Raw genomic sequence first — 22125 nt, 5'->3', positions numbered from 1 at the left:
TCGGCCCGGCGGGCGGCAATGTAGTCCTCGAACCCTGCAAACCCGAGTGCGGGCGCGTTCATCCCACCGCGCTCGCGCGCGGCCACGGACTGCTTCACGCGGGGTCGCGCGCAACGCTGGCGCGCCGCACCCTCCCGCGACGCCGCGGCCCGTCCCTGCGACCTGCGTGCCCCGACCGGCTGCGCCGCCTGCAGCTAGTTCGTACAGAACGCTCGTCGCGCCATCGCCTGCCCGACCGCCAGACCGTCACGCACCCCGGCGTTCTCGACCCACCGACGCCGGCCCTCCAACCGGCGGGTCTCAGCCAACCCGGGAGCGAGGAGCGAGGACTGTCGGTTCAGCCGGAACCACTCCCGGTACCCGGCCAACTACAGGCCGTGCCGACGCGCGTGCTGCGTAAGAGTGGCAGCCAGCGCGTCCCGCATGCGTGCCACACGACCCGGCGGCCGGATTCAACCGGCAACATGGCCCCTACGGCGCGAACACCCACCTGCCGTCCTCGAGGGCGTCCGGCCGGCACGTGCGGCTCACGTTCGCGCACCGCATCCCTCACGGCTGGCCCAGTGCTCTGCACCCTGGTGATCGTGCTCGGCACTGCCGACAGCGCGAGCGACCGGTGTTAGAGGACGGTGGCGCTGTAGTGACGCCGCGGGTAGCCGCGCGAGATGCGTCCCGCTGTCTTGAGCACCTTGAACAGCTTGTCGTGGACTTCATCCTCGTCGACCGTGAGCTTGGCGCCGGCCCGCGAGATGTCGGAGTACGGCTTCCCGAGCTGGGAGAACACCTCGACGATGCCGTCGGCTGATGCCGGCGGTGATGCCGCGCACAGCAGGCGCAACATGAGCTTGGTGTCGACTTGTCCTTGGTCGTGTCCGATGCGTGCGATGCGTGCGACCGTTTCCGGGGTCAGCGGGACATGGCGGGCGTCTGCATAGCGGGCGACGGCCTCAAGCTCTTCCCAATCGTCGTCTGACACGTACCCGTCGACATCGGCGACGATGACGTGACCGACCTTGGCGCTGGTGCCGGGAACTGCGAGGAGCTCGGCAACCATCCCCTTCACGAGGTTTGGCTTGAGGAACGTGGCGATGTCGTCCGAGACCATGACGGCGGGTCCGATGGCAGCCCAGCCACCGTCGCGGAAGTGCCCGAATGTCGTCTCATCATCCTCGACCAGCCCGCGGTCGAGCAGCAGCGAGAACAGGTCGTCGCTGGCAGCCGCAATGCTTTCAACCGGGAGCGGGACGGTCGCGGCGAGACTGGCGGCCAAGTCCACCCGCACACGCGTCGGGAGTGTGGTCGCGTTGAGGACTGCGATGGTTGCGGTCTGGCGGCTGTACGCGTTGCCGTCCTGGTCGTTGGTGTCGTCGGGCCCGTCGACGTGGACGGTGCCCGCGTGCTCGAGGAGGGCGGCCAAGTGCGTGTCGATCGAGCCCACTCGGCCGCGGTACGCCTCGAGGTTGGCCAGGGATGCGCGGAACCGGTCTGCCGCGGCGAGCATGGGCCAGGTGGATTCTGGTACGGCGGGCAGCCTGCTGAGCCGCGCAGCCGGGGACGCGAGAGCGAGCAGATCGGCAACATCACCGTCCTGCGGGTCTTCGAGCAGCTCGTCGTCCCAGATCTCGACGCCGTCGCTGAGGACGGCCGCGAGGGTCTCGGGGGTCCGAATCGCGTAGTCGGTGTGGGCGTCCCCCTCTACTGCAGCCACGTAGCTCGACAAGTCGTCGAGGCAGCGCTCGTATACGGTTTGGTCCTGCTGGATCTCGTCGAGGGACACTCCGCCGCTGACGCCGAGCACGGTGCGCAGGTTGTCGGCGGTCAGCTGATACCGGTTGCCATCGACGATGAGCTTGCGCAGGCGGGGGTCGCGCACGTCATCGAGCTTCGGGATGACGACTGCGGCGCGGCCCAGCAGGATGTCCAGCCGCGCCGGGGTGCGCTCAGCCGGTGGCAGGGTCGCATCGAGCGGGTGCTCCTCGGTGAAGGCGCGCATGGCGCGGTAGTTCGTGGTGATGAACTCGCGGACGCTGTCCTCGAGGTCGTAGGTGGCGTGCGGGTCGAACGCGCACATGGCAGCGCTGACGAGGGCCACGCGCGCGTTGGCCGGAACATCGTCGTCGCCGACGAGGTAGGTGAACGCCTCGCGCCACCCGTGCTCGGCCAAGGCGGCTGCGAGCTTCTCGCGCTCTGCGTTGTCGGAGGTGAGGTAGGCGGCGAGGAATGTTCGCGATTCGTGGCCGGTCCATCCGGTGATGAGGTTGTCCACTACGTCACCGGCCCGTGGGTCGTCCTTTGCGAGGAGGTGGTTGACGATGTCGATGTTGTAGGCCGCCAAGGTGTGCTCGAGCCCGTCGCCGCCTTCCACGGTCTCGTTGAGGAGGTTGGCGACGGCGCCGTCGCGGCTGAGGTCGTAGTCGACGGCCATCGTGTTGGTCTGTACGTGCTGGACCATGAAGTTGGCGACGTCGACGCCGGTGAAGCGGCCGTAGAACTGGGCGGCGTACAGGGAGAAGTTCCGGTCGATGTAGCCGCGGCGGACGAGGTCGCACGCGAGCTGCGACTTCAGCGTCGCCGTCAGCAAGTCGGCGAACGCACGCCGGTCCGACTCCGTCCCGGGAGTCGCAGGGTCGGGCGCCAAGGTGAACTTCTTCATCTCGACGAGCTGTGCGAAGTCGGCTCGCCGCAGAGACTGGATGTCGCCTTCGATGTCATCGAGCTCGTTCTGCCTGGCGGTGTCGTCGTAGTCACCCCAGCGGTGAGCGTTGAGACCTTCTGGAACGAGCACCTCAAGGGCCTGCTTGTCGAGGGTCTCAAAGACGTTGGAGTCGACGAGCCTGATGGTGAGCGACGGAGCCTGCGCGAGCGCGGTCCAGAACCCACCCCGGGCCACGTCATCGGCATTGAACACGGTCGAGCCCACTACGAACTCGTACGGGTAAGCGTCCCATCGAGCCGCACGCCTCGCCAGCTCTGCGTGTTGGGTCAGCCGCTTGCTTAACAGCTCGGTGACTCGGGTCTGTTCCTGAACAAGCTCGGGGGCAGCCAGCAGGGCACGTTTCCGCGCGTCCTTCGCGGCGATCGTCTCGCGTACCAGGCGCTGGTGGAGCTCGTAGAGGCGGTCGAGGTCGCTGTCGCGGCGGGTGATGTTCTCGAAGTCCTCGAGGTGAAAGTTCTTGTACGCCACGAGGGCGAACAGGTGGCTGGCGTCCATTCCAGGTGCCGGCTTGTTCGGCTCCTTCGGCTCGAGCAGGCGCTCGGCGAACACCAGGTACTCGTTGCACATGTTGCGCATCAGCCGCATGTCGGTGCAGTGCTGCGCGACGGTGTTGACCAACCGCGGTTCGATGCCGGTGATGCCGCGCTCGGCGAGGAGCTTGAGGAGGAGGTCGCGGGCGTTGCGATGGGAGATGAAGGGGACGAGCGGGATGACGATGTCGAAGAACTTCGTGCGGTTCGCGCGCAACGTCTCGGCAGCGGCCGCATCGACCTGGGCGGCAGGCGCTGCGGCGCCAGTGTCTGCTCCGGGCGGTTCACCGCTCTCCCCGTCCGCAGCCGCCGCGTCACCAGCACCACTGGGGGTGGCGTCGATCTTCTCGAAGACGCTGTCCCTGACGGCGTACACGAATCGGACGGGCACGCCGAGGCCCAGCAGCCGCTTAGCCCACCGGTACGGCAGCTTTGCGGTGAGCTTGTAGCGCGTCTGCTCGGACAGGCGTGCGAGCAGCCAGCGCACCGCGGGCGCCGGCTCCTTCGCCCGACGCTCGGGGACCTCGTTGAGCAGGATGTTCAGCTCACGCAGCGCCTCGAAGATGTGCGGGTCCTCGAACCGGTCCAAATCCTCGAAGAGGACGATGTCCTTCGACTCGTGGCCGAAGTAGTGCACGATCTCGTCGAGGTACTTGTCAAAGAACGAGTCCGGCTTCTCCGCAAGCGTGAGCGCCGCGCCGCCGGCCGAGACGTCGGAGACGGTGAACCGGCCGTAGGTCAGCATCCGAAAGGCGCTCACAACCACGCTTGCGAGGAGCCAGGCACCCACCCACGCGGCCGCCCGTGCCCAGGTCGGGTGGCCGGCAACGGTCCACTTGAGGTCCGGGAGCCAGCCGAGCAGGTACAGCAGCCCGCCCACGCAGATGACGATGACCGCGGACTGCCGGAAGGCCTTGGGCCTGCCGAGGACGGCGATCTTGCTGAACCGAGAGTTCTTGCCGACCTTCTCGGATGCGCCGTACAGCAGCTGCTTGACGATCTCCTTCTGGATGCGGTTCGTGGTGCTCTCGCCCTCCTCGCCGGGGGCGAGGGTGGAGATGGCCAGGCGTTGGATGGTCTTGCGGTGGTTGGCCTGAAACTGGTCAAGCACGCTGGACTTACCGGCGCCGTAGCGACCCGTCAGCGCGATGTTGAGGTTCCGCGGGTCCGTGACTGCCTCCTCAAGTCGCCGCAGGTAGGTGCCGTGGTGCCCTTCGTCGTAGCTCGGAGTGAGCGACTCGAGCGGCATCGCTGCCGAAGAGGTCGCCGTGGACGCCACAATGGCCACCGACGCTCCCGAGCCCTGACCTGAGCTCGACAAACACGAGGCATCAACGGCAGGGGGCGGCGCTGCCGGTTCGCCGACGCCGGAAGCGGTCGTACCGCCGGTTGAACCGTGACCGTTGTGCTCTGAACCGTGCCCCACCGTGTCTCCTCTATGCGCGTGCCCGCGGTTCCAAGTAGACGGTGCCGCAGTTGTGGCGTCTGGCAGTTGGGTTCGCCCGACCGCGTTCCCGTCCCGAGTTCGGGAGCTCAGGGCCGTCAGGCTAGCGGCGGGCACCGACACCAAGCCGTCTTCTGGGGCCCATTCTCTGCAGGGATCGCCCGGAGCCGCCGCTGTGTGTTGCGGCGACGGTCCAGGCCCTGGTCAGTCCCTGCGTCAATGTTGGTGCGCACCCCTGTCAGCGTGACGGTGCGGACCGGCGAGGCGACGAGGGCGACTGCACGTCTAAGTCTCGGCGACGGCACGACATCAACCGGGAGATATCCGCGTACCCGATCAACGTGCTCGAGTTCAGCAGCACCGCCGAAGACTCACGCGACACAGCAACCACGTACGGCACCGACCTTCTGGGCCGATGAGGCTAGCACTCAGCTCTCCGTCTGGGCCGATGAGGTCGAGTGGTCGCTGTTCAACGCCGAGTCCCGAGCCGCCGGTGCGGGTTCGGCGCGCGGTATCAACAAGTTTCGAAAGCAGTAGCAAGCGGTCTGAGGCCGAGCTGAGGGCCGTTCCCACCACGGTGGCGGGGTGTCCCGACGTCTCACCGCGCGGCTCCTGGCAGCGGTCCTGAGCACCGCAGCGTCCGCAGGCTGCACCCCGCCGCGGCCGTGTGAGACGGCGCTCACCCCGGCTTCCGCTGTAAGAAGCGCACCTCCTGGAACGCCGGCAGATGCTTCTACCGATCCCGACAGTGTTCCACCACCGAAGCTCAACTTTGCACCGGAGCCCAAGCCTGCGCCGAAGCCCGAGCCCGCACCGAAGCCCGAGCCCGAGCCAATCGTTCGAGGGCGAGTACGAGCCGGTGACCTTCGGCGCAGGAGAGCCTGCGCCCCCTTGCGCCGCCCGCCTATCACTGAGCCAGGCGCTGAGTTCGACCTCACAGGCCCCAAGGCGACCCGCCGCAGCCGCGGGGCTGAGCACGAGGGAGATCGACCTCAACAGAGCAGTTCCGATGTGGTGGAAGCCGGGCGTACGAGAAGTGGAGGTACCAGTTGCTGGGGCTCGAGCCCGGTCGCCTGGGACGGCGACGACCAGTTCGAGCTCAGCGTCGGCCGCAGCCCGGCCGAGATGGAGGCGCGGCTGCGGAGAAGGCTCGAGTTCGGTGACAACGCGAGGATGGCGGCGGGCTACTGCTGGCGGTGGAGCGACGTCCGCAGCGGTGAGGCGCTCAGGGCCGACGTGAGCGTCGACGACTGGCACCGACCGTGGAACTAACAAGAGGAGACGACGGTCGGCGACGCGCCCGGCACGCATTTCTGGGCCTACGGCGTCCGCGGCTTCCAGCAGGTGGGCTGCGTCTACACGGCGCAGCGTTCGAGTGCGACTGGTTCGGCGTGATCATGGCATCACCGGACCTCGTCTGGCGGCTCATCCGCGCGCCTGTGATTGTAGCTACGGTTGTGGTCGCGTAGTGGTGTGATGACGAGGAGCCGGATGACCGAGGATGAGGCACGTGCGGCAGCTCTTGCATCGCTGTCACAGGGTAGCCGGAAATCGCTGACCCTGGCGGGGCTTGAGCAGTACCTTGCGGCCGCCGCGGACCTGCTGCGAGGCGGCATCGACCAGGCTGACTTCAAGGCGTACATCTTCCCGCTGATGTTCTTCAAGCGGATCAGCGACGTCTACCTCGAGGAGTACGCCCAGGCGCTCGATGAGTCCGGCGGTGATCACGAGTTCGCCCTGTTCACGGATAACCACCGCCTCTCGATCCCGCCGGGCAGCATGTGGGAGGACGTGCGCAGCCACACCGAGAACATCGGCACGGCCCTGCAGACCGCGTTCCGCGAGATCGAGAAAGCCAACCCCGAGACGCTCCACGGCATCTTCGGCAACGCCAGCTGGACGAACAAGGACAAGCTGCCTGACCGGAAGCTTGCCGATCTCATCGAGCACTTCTCCAGCCAGGCCTTGACCAACGCAGCGGTCTCGCCGGATGTGTTCGGCAACGCGTACGAGTACCTCATCAAGAGGTTCGCCGACCAGTCGAACAAGAAGGCCGGCGAGTACTACACCCCGCGTTCGGTCGTCGGCCTGCTCATCAACATCCTGAACCCCACAGAGGGTGAGACGGTCTATGACCCGGCCTGCGGCACCGGCGGCATGCTGATCGAGGTCATCGAGCACGTGAAGGCTGCCGGCGGCAGCCCCAAGACCCTGTGGGGCAAACTCTACGGCCAGGAGAAGGTGCTCGCTACCTCGGCGATCGCGCGGATGAACCTGCTGCTCCACGGCGTCGAGGACTTCAAGATCGTCCGCGAGGACACGCTCCGTAACCCCGCCTTCTACACGGGCAACAACCTCGCGCAGTTCGACTGCGTCGTCGCCAACCCGCCCTTCTCGCTCAAGAACTGGGGCGAGCCCGAATGGGCGTCTGACAAGTGGGGCCGGAACGCCCTCGGTGGTGTCCCGCCGAAGGGGTACGCCGACTGGGCCTGGGTCCAACACATGCTTACCTCCGCGAAACCCCAGACCGGCCGTGTCGCGGTCGTCCTGCCCCAGGGCGCACTCTTCCGGCAGGGCGCTGAGGCGCGGATCCGCACGCACGTGCTCAAGTCGGACCTCGTCGACGCGGTCATCGGGTTGGCTCCCAATCTGTTCTACGGCACCGGCCTTGCCGCCTGCGTGCTGATCCTTCGACAGGCAAAGCAGCCGGACGAGAAGGGCAAGGTCCTCTTCATCAATGGCGAGGACCTCTTCAAGCGGGGGCGCAACCAGAACACTCTCGAAGCCGAACACGCACAAGAGCTCCTCGACGCCTACGAGCTTCACGCCGACATCGAGGGACGCTCCCGCGTCGTCGACCTGGCCGAAATTGAAAGCAACGACTACAACCTGAACATCCCGCTGTACGTAACCCCACCTGACACCGGTGAGAAGCTCACGCTTGCGGACACTCTCGCCAACCTCGAAGCGGCGCACGCCGAGGCGACCAAGACGCGCACTGCGCTGGAGGTCGAGCTGGCGAAGTGGGGGCTGTCCGTATGAGCACCAAGATCACGCAGCGCGAGCTGGAGAACTATCTGTGGGGCGCGGCGATCGTGCTCCGCGGTCTCATCGACGCGGGCGACTACAAGCAGTACATCTTCCCGCTGGTCTTCCTGAAGCGGATCTCCGACGTCTACGACGAAGAGCACGCTGCCGCGATGGAGGTGTACGACGACGAGATTCTCGCCGACCTCCCGGAGAACCACCGCTTCGCCATCCCCGATGGCTGCCACTGGGACGACATTCGCCGCGTCACGCAGAACATCGGCGCGACGCTCGTGTACGCCATGCGCTCCATCGAGAAGGCCAACCCTGACACCCTGCCCGGCGTCTTCGGCGACGGCGACTGGGGCAACAAGGACCTCCTCCCGGACTCGACCCTGGCCGACCTGATCGAGCACTTCTCCACCAAGACGCTCTCGATCGCCAACCTGCCCGAGGACGAGCTCGGCAACGGCTACGAGTACCTGATCAAGAAGTTCGCCGACGACTCCGGTCACACCGCGCAGGAGTTCTACACCAACCGCACGCTCGTGCACCTGATGACGATGATGCTCGAGCCGCAACCCGGTGAGTCGGTCTACGACCCCACTTGCGGAACCGGCGGCATGCTCATCTCCACCGCCGCCGAGCTCAAACGGCAGGGCAAGGAGTGGCGCAACCTCCGCCTGTACGGCCAGGAGCTCAACTACGGGACCTCTGCCATCGCGCGGATGAACCTGTTCCTCCACGGCATCACCGACGGCCACATCGCCCACGGCGACACCCTCAGCAGGCCAGCATTCCTCGACGGGAAGGGCAGTCTGCAGACGTTCGACGTCGTACTGGCAAACCCGCCCTACTCCATCAAGGCCTGGAACCGTGCCGCATTCGCCAGGGACCTCTACGGCCGGAACCTGTGGGGTGTGCCGCCACAGGGGCGTGCCGACTACGCGTTCTTCCAGCACATCGCCAAGAGTCTCGACCCCAAGACCGGACGAGCAGCCATCCTGTTTCCCCACGGTGTGCTCTTCCGCCGCGAAGAGGCAGCTCTGCGTGAAGCACTGGCCAAGTCTGACCTGATCGAGTGCGTTCTCGGGCTCGGCGCAGGACTCTTCTACAACAGCCCCATGGAGGCCGTGGTCGTCACGCTGAGGGCGACGAAACCGGCTGCGCATCGCGGCAAGGTGCTTATCATCAACGCGGTCAACGAGGTCGCCCGCGAACAGGCGCAGTCGTTCCTCCGCGAGTCGCACCAGCAAAAGATCCTGGGAGCCTATCGGGCCTTCGAGCCACAGGACGGGTTCGCTGCAGTCGCGACCCTCGACCAGATCGCCGAGAAGGGCCACAGCCTTGCCATCCCCCTATACGTCGCTGGAGCCAATACTGCCGACGATGGTGATCAGATCGACGTCGCCGACGCGGTCGTCGACTGGCGCGCCGCCGCTGCCGCATCGGACAAGGCCATCGCTGACGTGCTCGCGCAATTGCGAGCAGAGGTGACGGCATGACATTGGACCTCGACAAGCCCGCATGGAAGCGCGTTGCCTTCGGGGACGTCGTCCGCAATGCCAACGAGACGGTCCGGCAGCTCGACACAGCAGGCATCGACCGGATCATCGCGATGGAGCACATGGACCCCGGCCAGCTGAAAATCAGCCGCTGGGGATCGGCCAACCACGGCACCACCTTCACCCGCCGGGTGAAGCCCGGCCAGACGCTCTTCGGGAAGCGCCGCGCGTATCAACGCAAGGTCGCCTATGCCGAGTTCGATGCGGTCTGTTCAGGAGACATTTACACGTTCGACGCCGACGAGACGCAGCTGCTCGGCGAGTTCTTGCCCTTTGTCGTCCAGTCGAATGAGTACTTCGACCATGCACTTGGCACCTCAGCCGGCTCCCTCTCGCCCCGCACCCACTGGCGTGACCTCGCCAACTTCGAGTTCGACCTCCCGCCTCTCGACCAGCAGAAGCGCCTCGCCGATCTCCTCTGGTCCATCGAGCGCCACCGCCTGGCCCTCAAGCAGCAAACCTCGGAACTTCGATCGGCATTCGCCAAGTGGGCGCTGGAACAGTTCAGCTCGGCTGTCGGCGTCGAACGGCAGATTGTCGATCTCTGTGAGTTGGTCATCGGCGGTGTGTGGGGCGCTCCTGCCGGAGAAAGCGAGGTTGATGTCCTGGCGCTCGGCCCAAAGTCGTACTCCGGGGACGTACTGTTTGTGGACCCCGACGGCTCGCCGACGCGCTCCATCACGAGCAGGCAGGCTGCGGACCGAATCCTCCGTGACGGGGACATCGTGCTCGAGCGTTCGGGAGGATCGTTCGAACAGGCTGTTGGCCGCGTCGTAATCGCCGGGCCAGATCTGCCGGACACCATTCCGACTGATTTCCAACGCCTGCTGCGTCCAGACAAGGATCAGGTCATTCCCGCATACCTCTTCTGGAAATTGCGCCTCGACTGGCTCACCGGCGTGACACGGTACTATGCACGCCGAACGACGAACATCTCCAATCTCGCCGTTCCCGACTACTTGGCTCGGTCTCTCGTGGTCCCCTCGAAGCGCGACCAGTGGGCTCTTGTCGAGCGAATCGGTCAACTGATTGCTGCGGTGGACCGGGCCGATGACGAGGCGGAAGCTGTTGCCGCATTGCGCGGGACGGTGCTGGCCCAAGTGTTTGGAGGCGGCTAATGGCTCTGTTCAACGAGGCGAACTCTGTCCGAGACTTCGTTCGGGACTCAATCAAGTCGCTGGCCGTGCAGTTCACGCCAGGCAATGAGTTGCCGCGGAGTACCGACGAAGTGTTGCTGGAAGGTGTGCTCAAGGGTGCACTGGTCAATCTCAACCCAGAAATCGAGGCGGATCCTGCCAAGGCGGACGAGGTCATCTACAACCTCCGTGCCATCTTGATCGCGGCTCGCAACAGCCCGCATCCGGTGGTCGCGAACGAGGAGTTTATGGCGTGGGTGACCGGCCAGAAGTCGATGCCGTTCGGGCCGAACGGCGAGCACATCACGGTCCGGCTGATCGACTTCGACCACCTCAACGATGACTCGTCGAACCAGTGGATCGTCTCCACTGAGGTGACCTTCAAGCAGGGGCGGCTGGAGAAGCGGTTCGATCTGGTGCTGTGGTGCAACGGCCTGCCGCTCGTCGTGGGTGAGGCGAAGACGCCGATCCGGCCGGCGTACACCTGGATCGATGGGGCCGCGCAGATCCACGACGGCTACGAACAGAGCGTCCCGCAGTTTTTCGTGCCTAACGTGTTCTCGTTCGCGACCGAGGGCAAGGACTTCCGATACGGCACCATCGGGATGCCGGTCGAGCTCTGGGGCCCCTGGCGCGAGGACCCCACTGATGAGGACGCGCCGGCGACAATCGGTCTCGTCGCGGTCCAAAAGGCCGTCGAAGGCGTCCTCACTCCTCGAGCGGTGCTCGACTTCCTGCGGTTCTTCACCCTCTACGCGACCGACAAGAAGCACCGCAAGATCAAAATCATCGCGCGATTCCAGCAGATCCAGGCGACCAACCTGATCGTCGACCGGGTGCTGCTCGGGAAGGTTAAGCAGGGCCTGATATGGCACTTCCAGGGTTCGGGCAAGTCGCTGCTGATGGTCTTCACCGCGCTCAAGCTTCGCGCCATGGCGGACCTGACGAATCCGACCATCTTGATCGTGGTCGACCGCATCGACCTCGACACTCAGATCACCGGCACCTTTAACGCCTCTGACGTTCCCGGCCTGGTGTCCACCGACTCCCGGGCTCAGCTCCGAACGTTGCTCAGCCAGGGAGCGCGAAAGATCATCATCACCACGATTCACAAGTTCGGCGAGGCACCCGGCGTCCTCGACGCTCGGCAGAACATCATCGCGATGGTCGACGAGGCTCACCGCTCACAGGAGGGCGACTATGGGCAGAAGATGCGTGAGGCCCTGCCCAACGCGTACCTCTTCGGCCTGACCGGCACCCCGATCAACCGGCGTGACCGCAACACCTTCAAGTGGTTCGGCGCGCCTGAGGACGAGGGCGGTTACCTGTCGCGGTACACGTTCCAGGACTCCATCCGCGACGGTGCGACCCTGCCGTTGCACTTCGAACCTCGGCTCTCGGAGATTCACATCGACCAAGAAGCGATCGACTCGGCTTTCGACGAGCTAGCGACCGGCCGCGACCTGTCCGAGAGCGACAAGATCACGCTCTCGAAGAAGGCGTCCTCGATCGAGGTGCTGATCAAGACGCCCTCGCGCATCGCGAAGATCGCTGCGGACATCGCCACCCACTACCGACGCAAGGTCGAGCCCCAAGGCTTCAAGGCCCAGGTCGTCGCCTACGACAAGGCCTCCTGCGTGGCCTACAAGGACGAGCTCGACAAGCACCTCGGGCCCGACGCATCGACGATCGTCATGTCGAAGTCGCGCGGCGACTCGTCCGACTGGGCGAAGTGGACGCCCGGTGCAGATGAGTTGGAGGAGGTCGTCGCCCGGTTCAACGACCCGGCGGACCCACTCAAGATCATCATCGTCACCGCGAAGCTGCTAACCGGATTCGATGCACCGATCCTCTACTGCCAGTACCTCGACAAGCCACTCAAAGAGCACACGCTGCTCCAGGCGATCACACGGACCAACCGCGTGTACCCGCCGGACAAGACCCACGGTCTGATCGTGGACTACCTCGGCATCTTCGACGACGTCGCCCGATCCCTCTCCTTCGATGAGCAGGCTGTACGTGAGGTCGTCTCCAATATCGAGGAGCTGAAGGCTCAGCTCGCGCCGGCGATGGCTGCCGCACTCGCGTTCTTCCCCGGTGTCGACCGCACGGTCGGCGGGTACGAAGGCCTCGTCCAGGCGCAATCCGCGATCGCTGACGATGTCGCGAAGGACGCCTTCGGAGCGGCCTACAGCGTGGTATCGCAACTGTGGGAGGCGCTCAGTCCCGACCCCATGCTGGGCGAGCATCGCGACGACTACCGCTGGCTCTCGGATGTCTACGAGTCGGTGCGTCCCTCGGACATCACGGGGCGACTCGTGTGGCACTCGCTCGGAGCCAAGACGATCGACCTGATCAACGAGCACGTCGCCGTCGAGATTCCTCAGAGCACGGAGACGATCGTGCTCGACGCTCAGACGATCGAAGACCTGATGATCGGTCGGCGCACCGACATCCCTAGTGTAGAGATCGAGCGCCAGATCACCGCACGCATCGCCCGGCACCTGCACAACCCCGTCTTCGTCGAACTCGGCCAGCGCCTCAACGACCTGCGCGAGCGCTACGCCGACATCCAACAGTCCAGCCTTGACTTCCTCCGCGAGCTTCTCGAACTCGCCCGCGACACTGTTGCTGCCGAGAAGGCAACCGACGATGTGCCTCGCGAAGAGCAGGGCAAGGCGGCATTGACTGAACTGTTCGACGCTCTCAAGGGCGACCAGACTCCGATCATCGTCGAGAACGTCGTCAACCGGATCGACGAGGTCGTCCGTGGAGTCCGCTTTGAGGGCTGGCAGTCCACGATCCGTGGCGACCAAGAGGTCCGCCAGGCCCTACGGAAGACGCTCTATCTTCAGTTCAAGATCCGGGACAACGACGTCTTCGAGAAGGCGCTCGGCTACGTCCGGGAGTACTACTGACCGTCGATCGGCCGCCGCGAGCCGATGTCGGGTACATGCTGCGAGGCCGCCCACGCTAGCTCGCGCATCCAGCCCGCGCCGGGTCCCTCGAATCGGCGGACCCTGATTGGCGCATCGGCGCGTGATCCGTTGCATTGCAAATGGGTCAGCGTACTTTCCTGCTGCTGGCGGGCCCGCTGCACCGGCAACAACCGCCCGCCTTGCTTCAGGCGGGCGTTGGCCTGGGCTGGAGAACCTGCGGTGAAGGCCCTTGCAGGTTCCCGCACCCAGAGGTGTTCGCCTGCGTCGAACGGCCGGCCTGGAGTGTCGCAAACCTCACGTCCCAGCACGCGTAAGCGCCGACATGAAAAGGCATCGGGCACGCTCGCCACCGCGGTCGTGTGACTGTGGGGGAGCGGCAGAGATCTGACTATTGACAGGTCTAGACGAGCGGCCTACCTTGGCGTCACCCGCCTATGCCCACCACGCTCGGGGGCTGCGCCGCTGCCCGCCTCTCGATTCGTCCGATCCCCACGGCTGGTGCCGATGCTCGCTCGACTGTCGCGAAGTTCCCTTGCACTCGCGTGTGCCGCCTGCGCGCTGATCCTCGCCATCATCGGGACTGTGGAGGCGCTGGGGTCTGCACCGACGCTCGCGGTCGCTGGGGATGAAGCCACGGAGCAGGAGCTGACCTTCCACCTCCAACGCCTCGCCCCAGCGGTCAGCGACGAGTCCCGCCGTACTGGCCAGGACGTCGCCCCCGTCCTCGCCGAGAGAGCGGTCGACCGAATCGCCGCCGACCACACGCTCTTGGCCGTCGCCCGCGAGCAGGGCGTCCTCGAGGAGACTGACTTCGCCTCCCTCATGGAGCTTCGCGAGCAGACGAACACCGACCGTGCTGAGGCGGTCCGCCGGGGCGAGGTTGTCTACGGGCTCACCGAGTTCGACGACGACGAGTTCTACGACCACCTGCTCACGGCGGTCCGCACCGAGGTTGGCCAGCGGCTCAGCGACGAGCCGGGTGACCCGCTGCACGCCACCGAGGCCGACGTCGAGGCCTACTTCGCCGCCCACTCCGACCGCTGGCGCACCAACGCCACCCGCTATGACGTCGTCACGCTCACTGTCCCGGCCGCCGACGGGAAGGCCCCGGGTTGCCGCGAGCTGCTCACCGGCGACATCGCAGCTGCTGCCCTTCAAGACCCCAACGGCTGCCCGACCGCCACCACCGAGCAGACCGCCCTCGACGGGTCCGACCCCACCCCGCAGCACTCCCCGCAGTCGCGCCTGCTGCAGACCGTCAGCACCCTCAACGTCGGCGCGGTCGCGCCGGCCACCAGCACCACCGAGCACGTCCAGCGGGTCGGGCTGCTCGACGCCGAGACCGACACCGCCGCCGCCCTCGAGCAGTACCGCCCCCGCATCCGCCAGGCCCTGCTCGACGAGCAGCTGACCGCCTACCTCGAGGAGCGCCGCGCCGGCCTCGACGTGGACGTCGATCTCGACCGCCTCACCGCCCTCGCCCAGGAGACCCTCTCGTGACCACCCTCCCCGCCCGCGCCCGCTCGGCCGTCGCCCTGCTGGCCGTCGTGCTGCTCGCGCTCGCCCTGCCCTGGGCCACTACCCCCGACGCCCGCGCCGCCGACCCCGAGCCGGCTCCCACCAGCGAGGCGGAGCCCGCCGACTGGCCGGGCAACAGCGCCAACCCCTACGGCGGCACCGACTTCTACCTCGACGCCACCAGCGGCGACGACAGCGCGCCCGGCACCTCGCCCGAGGACGCCTGGCAGAACCTGACCCGGGCCAGCGAGCACACCTTTGAGCCCGGTGACCGGATCCTGCTCAAGGCTGGCGAGGCCTGGCACGGCCAGCAGCTGTGGCCCAAGGGTGACGGCGCTGAGGGCGCACCGATCACCATCGACGCCTACGGCGACGCCGACGCGGCCAAGCCCTACATCGCCGCCGACGGCACCACCCCGAGCCCGTTCACCACCGGCACCACCAAGAACCCCGAGACCGTCGGCACCACCGGCGCGATCACGCTGCGCAACCAGCAGTACTGGGAGATCCACCACCTGCAGATCTCCAACGACGACAACTTCGAGGTCGACATCACCGAGGGCAACATCGTCCGCGACGGCATCTCGATCACCATCAACGCCGACCTGCTCTCCGACGGCGACGACCTGGTCATGGACCACTTCCGCATCAGCGGCGTCGACGTGCACCACATCGACGGACCCAGCACCTGGCAGCAGATCCACTACGGCGGCATCGTCTTCCAGGTCTTCGGCGCCGACCGCTACGCGAACTACCAGGAGAGCGCCTACTACTTCCAGGACGTGCGGATCGAGGACAACACCTTCCGCACCGTCGAGCTGCACGCGATCCAGTTCGCCTTTAACTGGTTCTTCGACCGCGACGCCGCGTCGGGCCAGTACGACGAGACCGGAAAGTTCCACGAGGGCTGGGAGCAGCTGTGGGTCCGCGAGCGCGATCTCTACAGCCGCGACGTCTACATCGGCCACAACTACGCCGAGAACATCGGCCAGGGCGCCATCCAGCTCGCCAACACCAAGGACATGGTCGTCGAGTACAACGAGATCAACGGCTACCTGCAGCGCTACGAGGGCGTCTCCTGCGCGCTCTACCTCTGGGCCGGCGCGGATTCGGTGATGCGCTTCAACGAGGTCTACGGCGGGCCCTACGACGAGTACGACGGCACCCCGTGGGACCTGGAGTACACGAACTTCAACGTCACCTACGAGTACAACTACTCCCACGACAACGCCGCGGGCTGGATGGCCTACATGGGCAACAGCTCGAACTCGGTCGCCCGCTACAACCTCAGCGTCAACGACAACGGCGTGCTGGTGAAGAACATGCTCTCCACCAACTACTCACCCACCTATTTCACCAACAACGTCTTCATCTACGACGCCGCGCAGATGGACTACGTCCACGACGAGACGTTCCTCGACACCGTCTACTTCCTCAACAACGTCTTCTACAACACCTCCACCACCACCCCGACGCCGTGGTCCCGCCGCGACGACGCCTTCCGGCTCACCAGCTTCTCCCACAACGCCTTCTACGAGGCCGGCGGCGTCCACTCACCCGACCAGCCGGCCGACGCCGACTCCGTCACCGCCGACCCGCAGTTCGTCGGCGACCCGGCCGACTACGACCGCGACGGCGGGGTGGAGGACGTCGTCGACTCCGCGGCCCACTTCCAGCTCCGGCCCACCTCCCCGCTCATCGACGCCGGCCGTTACAACCCGAACGTGGGCGACGCCGACTTCTTCGGCACCCCGCTCTACTACGGCAACGGCATGGACATCGGCCTGCACGAGAGCCCGATCGGTGAGCAGGTGGAGAACCCGGTCGACGACGATCCGATCGAGGACGAGGGGCCGGACGAGCGCGCGAACCTCGCGCTCGGGGCGAACGCCACCGCCAGCTCCACCCACCCGCACAACAACTTCGCGCTCAAGGCCGCCAACCTCGTCGACGGCGACCCGACCACCCGCTGGGCGGCCGCCGACGACGCCACCTACCCGATCAGCCTCGAGCTCGACTTCGGCGCCGCGACCACCTTCACCGAGGTGCAGCTCGACGAGTACACCGACTCCGGCACCAACCCGCGGGTGCAGACGTATGAGCTGCAGCGGCTCGACGCGGCCACGGGCGAGTGGGTCACCTTCGCCGAGGGCGACGATGGCATCGGCCACGACCACGTCGTCACCGACTTCGGCACCGTCACCTCCACCGGTCTGCGGGTGCTGCTGACCTCGCTGGTCGAGGGTGAGCAGTGGAGCCCGACGATGACCGAGATCGAGGTGTACGGGCCGGCCGAGGCACCCGAGACCGACCCGCAGGTCGACCCCGCGTCCGCCACCTACGACGTCAACGCAGTGGTGGCCGGCGACCCGGCCAACCGGGTGGTCTTCGGCGTCGACCTCGACGGCGACGAGCTGACCGGCGTCCGCTACATCGGCCCGGAGGGCAACGTGCTCGGCAGCCTGGACGCCGACGACTACACCTTCGCCGACGGTGAGCTGACGATCGCGCGGGAGTTCCTGCTCAGCCGTCCCCTCGGACCGTCCGGGCTGCGGCTGGAGTTCGCCTCCGGCCAGACCCGCGACGTCGGCCTGATGCTCCTCGACACCACCGACCTCACCGCCGCCGTCGAGGACGCCCGCGCCTACGCCCCGGTCGACGGGGAGGACTACGCCGCCCTCGCCAGCGCGCTGGAGGCCGGCGAGGACGTCCTGGCGCGGGTGCGGGTCGCCGGTGCCGGCGACGTCACCCACACCCAGGTGGTGGAGGCGGCCGAGAAGCTGAGGCAGGCCGTCGACGCCTACGCCGAGGCCGCCGGTCCGCTGCTGGTGCCGGTGTCGGAGCCGGTGCTGCGCGGACAGGCCGAGGTGGGTCGGACGCTCGTGGTCGCGCCGGGCCGCTGGCGCCAGCCTGGCGTGCGCGCCAGCTACCAGTGGCTGCGCGACGGCGTCCCGGTCGAGGGCGCCGACACCCGCCAGCACCAGGTCACCGAGGCCGACGCCGGCAGCACGCTGTCGGTCGAGGTCACCGTCACCAAGGCCGGGTACGCGCCGACCCGGGTGTGGACCGACGGGGTGCCGGTGGAGTGAGGTCGGAACCCACCCTCCAGGTTGTTGCTCTGCCGGCACACCTCGAGGAACGCCTCCTTACGTATGGCAACGCACGCTCCAGAGCACATGCAAGCGCAACAAGTGGGCCCCGCAGCGCGGTCGATCGGCCGGACGCTGCGGGCTGATACCGCAACAGGCGTTGCCCTCGAACGCTGGTGACTGATTGCCGGCGCGGTGTCTAGCGCAGGGAGGGCAGTCGGCCGGCCGCCATCAATCACCTGAACTCGGTGGCAATGGGATCAAGGTAAAGCAGGCACTGGTTGCTCCGGTACTCAACGACTTCGGCGGTGAAGCGAAGCCTGTCACCCTCACCCACGGTGTCCTGTCTCGCAGGGTCGGTCCACCCGAAGTCGCTCGTAGTGTTGACGTCCTCGTACTTGAAGGCTGGTCCCGCCCCAGAGTCGATGTCGTCTCCGGCGGAAATCAAGATGTCGTACCGGGTGTCAGAGTCGCCATGACGCGCTAGGTCCGCGATCAGACCGTCGAAGGCAATAGGCCGTCCCTCATAGTTGGCTGCGAAGGTGCCTATGGCGGGGTCGCAATAGTCCATCGTCAGCAGAGCTGCAACGTTGGGATCGTCAGCCGCAGTCGCAGGGGCAGCAGATTCCGTTTCAGAGGGGGCCGGAGCGGCGGGATCCCCTTCCACGGCAGGGGTGGCGGCCTCGCTAGACGGAACCGGCTCGAGAGGAGCGCTTGTGGCTGAGGTGTCCGGCGCCTGTACGACTGCCGGAAGATCGTCGTTGTCGCCAACAACCACTGCACCGATGAGGGCCGCAACGATTGCGAGCCCAGCGGCACCGCCCAGGGTTATGAGCGTATGCGTCCTCCTCCACTTTGGCTTGGGGCGACGGAAGGTCAGCTCAGTTCGGATCGTGCCGGGCGTCTGGTTGACGAGCTCCCAGCCTTCGCTTTCCCACTTCGCGACGGTCCGAGCTTCCATACCTCGGACCGCGTTGACCGGCTTGAACTCATACTCGGTGTCGTTGGCAGCCATCCGGCTCCAGATCCCTTCACCCGAACCATCGCGCATTGGCCGAGAGGAGAGTAGCAACGCGCCAGCTCGCTACTCGGCACGTTCATCCGCCTTTGCGTTCGGCAGTCAGTCCACCAGCCACAACGACCGAACAGCAGCTCGGCGAGCATCTGACTGGGTCACGCAAGTAGGTGGTGCGCGGCCGATCAGGGAGGCGACCATCGCCCCGACGTCGCTGCAACGCGCTCGCAACTCGCGCTCTGCCGGAATCCCTGGAAGGAGTGCGTGCGCTTGACGATCGGCTCGGCGTACCCCGCACCGCGGCGAGCTCGGTCGGTCCGCCTGGCGACGCCGCCGACCGACTTCGAAGGACGTGATCAATTCGGCGGCTTCGCTGCGGGGGAGGGAAGCTGTCGATGGCGCCGGTGGTGGTTGACAACTGCCGTGCCGTCGTGAAGTTGAGGAGTCGGGGGGCGGCGCTACCGGGGTCCCGAGGCGTCCCTCAGCGGTGCGGTCGTCAGCCGCGCGCCGTTCATGAAGTCGCCTCGCCCCACGGCCCTCCCGGCTCGGGCCCCACGGAGGCAGTCCCCGTCTCTTTGGCTGACCGCGTCCGTCCCAGAGGACGACTCGTGCGCCCAACCTCCCGGATGCGCACTCCGCCGAATCCCGCACGGCACCGGCTGCCGCACGGCACAGGTGGAGGAAAATTCTTCACAGACGCTTGCGGCGCAAGCCCGCGCACCGCTAATTTTTTGCCATCGCACAGCATCAAGGGAGATCAGCGATGACACCACGGACGACCCTCTCCCGCCGCGCCCTCCTCGGGGCCGCGGCCGGCGCAGGGGCAGCAGCAGCCCTCAGCGGCTGCGGGTCGGGCAGCACCGGCTCACCCTCCACCACCCTCCAGGTCTGGGGCGGCGTGCCCGCCGCCAACGGCCCGCAGGAGCTGGTCGACGGCTTCACCGCCGCCACCGGCGAGCAGGTGACCTACACGCGCTTCGTCAACGACGACCGCGGCAACCTCAAGGTCGACACCGCGCTCCAGGGCGGGGTCGACATCGACGTCTACTTCACCTACGCCGCGCAGAACATGGCGCTGCGGGCCGGCTCGGGGATGGCGCTCGACCTCACCGACCGCGTCCGGGCCGACCCCGACCTCGCGCCCTACCTCGACACCACCGCCCCGCGGGCGACCATGGTGGACGGCCGCATCGTCGCCCTCGCCACCGCGCGCGAACCCAACTTCCTGCTCTTCAACGAGTCCCTGCGTGAGCAGGCCGGGATCGAGCTGCCCCGGGCCTGGACGGTCGACGAGTTCGCCGCCACGGTCCGCGAGCTCGCCGGGCCGGATCGCTACGGCACCTACTCCGTGCCCGACACCGCCCGCGTGTCCCTCGGCGCCAACTACTGGTACGCCCCGGAGGGCGGCTCCAACTTCGACGACCCCGCCTTCCTGGAGTGGATGCAGCTGGGCCGCAGCCTGATCGACGACGGCGCGGCCTACCCCTGGACCGAGGTGCTGGCCCGCCAGCTCGAGGCCTACCAGCAGACCCCGTTCCTGCAGGGCGAGTTCGTCGTCTGGCCCACCGCGCCGTTCAACCTGCGCTACCTCAACAACGCCGAGGACTACCCGCACGACTTCCTCGTCGCGGCCGCGCCGACGCCCACCACCGCCCGCGGGGACTGGAACGGCGGCAGCTTCAACAACTTCATCATGATCAACCCGCGCTCGACCAAGATCGACCTGGCCTGGGAGTTCGTCCGCTACTGGGTGACCGACGGCGCGGGCCCCATGCTCGGCGGCGGCAAGATCCCCGCCCTGGACGTCCTGCCCGACGAGGACGTGCTGGCCGGCGTCCTCGGCGAGGATCCCGAGCAGTGGTTCGACGTCGAGTCGTTCCGCCGCACGCTGTTCACCGACGAGCCCAAGCTGATGACCGACACCATCCTCAGCGCCGTCCCCGAGATCAGCCTGGTCAGCGAGCAGCAGCGCAACCTCTGCTGGATCGGCGAGAAGTCCCCGGCCGACGCCGTCGCCAGCATCGACGCCCTGGCCGACGCGGCGATCCGACGCTACGAGAGGCAAGCCTGATGACCCTCACGCCGCCGCTGGCACCTCCTGCCGCGCCCGCCCCGGCCCCGACCACCGCCACCCGCACCGGCCGCGGCAACCCGTCGCTGCCCAAGCCGTGGATCGGCTGGGCCTTCCTCGCCCCCAACCTCCTCGGCGTCCTCGCCTTCACCCTCATCCCGCTGCTGTCGGTGGTCGGGCTGTCCTTCACCAGCTGGAACCTCGTCTCCGGCCTGGAGGGCATCGAGTTCGTCGGCCTGCAGAACTTCCTCGACCTGGCCGTCGACCCCGGCTTCTGGAACGCCGCCCTCCGCACCGTTGTCTACGCCGGCATCAGCGTCCCGCTCACCGTCCTCGGCGGGCTGGGGCTGGCGCTGCTGCTCAACGGCGACGTCCCCGGCCGTGCGGTGCTGCGGGTGATCTTCTTCCTGCCCTACATCGTCACCGTGGTGGCGATCGGGATGGTCTGGCTGATGATCCTCAACCCCTCGGCCGGGCTGGTGAACCAGACCCTCGCCGCCCTCGGGCTGCAGGACCTGCCCGGCTGGTTCGCCTCCTCGCACTGGGCGCTGCCCGCCCTCATCCTCATCGCGATCTGGAGCGGCGTCGGCTACGCCTCGATGATCTACCTCTCCGCGCTGTCCGACGCCCCCACCCAGCTCTACGAGGCGGCCGAGGTGGACGGGGCCGGGGCGTGGACGCAGTTCCGCACCATCACCTGGCCCTCGCTGATGCCGACCACGGTGTTCCTGCTGGTCACCCTGTTCATCGGCGCCTCGCAGGGCTTCGGCCTGATCGCCCTCATCACCGCCGGCGGGCCGGGCGACGCGACCACGGTCGTCTCGTACTACATGTACCAGAACGGCTTCCAGTTCTACCGGTTCGGCTACGCCGCCGCGATCGGCATGGCCACCTTCGTGGGCGTCCTCGCCCTCACCGTGCTCACCTGGCGCGCCCAGCGCGGAAGGACCCTCCATGACTGAGACCACCCTGGACGCCCCGCGCCGCTCCGCCGCGCCGGCCGCCGTCCCCGCACCTCTCGAGGCCGCCGACCGGGCCCGCCAGCGCCGACGTCGCCGCCGGACCCGCCGCTGGG

General features: G+C 67.0%; 11 protein-coding genes. 9 read left to right on the top strand and 2 right to left on the bottom strand.

Annotated elements, in window-relative coordinates:
- Window positions 1-619: 619 nt before the first annotated feature.
- Window positions 620-4534 carry a YobI family P-loop NTPase gene (locus DVA66_RS00775; protein WP_114558305.1) on the bottom strand — a complete coding sequence of 1305 codons (3915 nt, stop codon included), beginning with the start codon at window positions 4532-4534 and terminating at the stop codon, window positions 620-622.
- Between the two features lie 741 nt (window positions 4535-5275).
- On the opposite strand from DVA66_RS00775, the gene DVA66_RS22065 reads away from it, so the two are divergent.
- The 7 genes from DVA66_RS22065 (at window position 5276) to DVA66_RS00740 (ending at window position 17964) form a co-directional block, all read left to right on the top strand.
- Window positions 5276-5962, top strand: a complete 687-nt coding sequence (locus DVA66_RS22065) for a DNA/RNA helicase domain-containing protein (protein ID WP_114558304.1) — start codon at window positions 5276-5278, stop codon at window positions 5960-5962.
- A gap of 219 nt (window positions 5963-6181) precedes the next feature.
- Window positions 6182-7732 (top strand): type I restriction-modification system subunit M, encoded by a 1551-nt coding sequence (locus tag DVA66_RS00765; RefSeq protein ID WP_114558303.1) that lies wholly within the window; start codon window positions 6182-6184, stop codon window positions 7730-7732.
- On the top strand, window positions 7729-9222 hold the full coding sequence (locus DVA66_RS00760; protein ID WP_114558333.1) for a type I restriction-modification system subunit M: 1494 nt from the start codon (window positions 7729-7731) through the stop codon (window positions 9220-9222). Before DVA66_RS00765 ends, DVA66_RS00760 begins: the two co-directional genes overlap by 4 nt.
- Window positions 9219-10400 (top strand): restriction endonuclease subunit S domain-containing protein, encoded by a 1182-nt coding sequence (locus DVA66_RS00755; protein WP_114558302.1) that lies wholly within the window; start codon window positions 9219-9221, stop codon window positions 10398-10400. Before DVA66_RS00760 ends, DVA66_RS00755 begins: the two co-directional genes overlap by 4 nt.
- A complete protein-coding gene (locus DVA66_RS00750) occupies window positions 10400-13336 on the top strand; it encodes a type I restriction endonuclease subunit R (protein ID WP_232821660.1) in 2937 nt (978 codons plus the stop codon). Before DVA66_RS00755 ends, DVA66_RS00750 begins: the two co-directional genes overlap by 1 nt.
- A gap of 789 nt (window positions 13337-14125) precedes the next feature.
- Window positions 14126-14857, top strand: a complete 732-nt coding sequence (locus DVA66_RS00745) for a hypothetical protein (RefSeq protein ID WP_114558301.1) — start codon at window positions 14126-14128, stop codon at window positions 14855-14857.
- Window positions 14854-17964 (top strand): discoidin domain-containing protein, encoded by a 3111-nt coding sequence (locus tag DVA66_RS00740; protein ID WP_114558300.1) that lies wholly within the window; start codon window positions 14854-14856, stop codon window positions 17962-17964. The genes DVA66_RS00745 and DVA66_RS00740 overlap by 4 nt, the downstream gene beginning before the upstream one ends.
- Window positions 17965-18199: 235 nt before the next feature.
- Here DVA66_RS00740 and DVA66_RS00735 read toward each other — a convergent pair whose 3' ends face one another.
- Window positions 18200-18979: a DUF4839 domain-containing protein gene (locus tag DVA66_RS00735; RefSeq protein WP_157973748.1), complete on the bottom strand. Its 780-nt coding sequence runs from the start codon at window positions 18977-18979 to the stop codon at window positions 18200-18202.
- Between the two features lie 763 nt (window positions 18980-19742).
- Here DVA66_RS00735 and DVA66_RS00730 point away from each other — a divergent pair.
- Together DVA66_RS00730 and DVA66_RS00725 are read left to right on the top strand one after the other, a co-directional pair.
- On the top strand, window positions 19743-21050 hold the full coding sequence (locus DVA66_RS00730) for an extracellular solute-binding protein (RefSeq protein WP_114558298.1): 1308 nt from the start codon (window positions 19743-19745) through the stop codon (window positions 21048-21050).
- Entirely contained in the window at window positions 21050-22012 is a 963-nt protein-coding gene (locus DVA66_RS00725) for a carbohydrate ABC transporter permease (RefSeq protein WP_114558297.1), read from the top strand. Before DVA66_RS00730 ends, DVA66_RS00725 begins: the two co-directional genes overlap by 1 nt.
- Window positions 22013-22125 lie beyond the last annotated feature (113 nt).

It is taken from the genome of Desertihabitans aurantiacus, from assembly GCF_003344635.1.
Classification (GTDB): Bacteria; Actinomycetota; Actinomycetes; order Propionibacteriales; family Propionibacteriaceae; genus Desertihabitans; species Desertihabitans aurantiacus.
The sequence above is the reverse complement of the archived record's forward strand: the minus strand, read 5'-3'. Positions and strand labels throughout refer to the sequence as shown.

Excerpts from the sequence above, each read along its gene's own strand:
- DVA66_RS00735 (WP_157973748.1), bottom strand. The coding sequence starts at position 18,979 with ATGGCTGCCAACGACACCGAGTATGAGTTCAAGCCGGTCAACGCGGTC.
- DVA66_RS00750 (WP_232821660.1), top strand. The coding sequence starts at position 10,400 with ATGGCTCTGTTCAACGAGGCGAACTCTGTCCGAGACTTCGTTCGGGAC.
- DVA66_RS00730 (WP_114558298.1), top strand. The coding sequence starts at position 19,743 with ATGACACCACGGACGACCCTCTCCCGCCGCGCCCTCCTCGGGGCCGCG.
- DVA66_RS00760 (WP_114558333.1), top strand. The coding sequence starts at position 7,729 with ATGAGCACCAAGATCACGCAGCGCGAGCTGGAGAACTATCTGTGGGGC.
- DVA66_RS00755 (WP_114558302.1), top strand. The coding sequence starts at position 9,219 with ATGACATTGGACCTCGACAAGCCCGCATGGAAGCGCGTTGCCTTCGGG.
- DVA66_RS00725 (WP_114558297.1), top strand. The coding sequence starts at position 21,050 with ATGACCCTCACGCCGCCGCTGGCACCTCCTGCCGCGCCCGCCCCGGCC.
- DVA66_RS00765 (WP_114558303.1), top strand. The coding sequence starts at position 6,182 with ATGACCGAGGATGAGGCACGTGCGGCAGCTCTTGCATCGCTGTCACAG.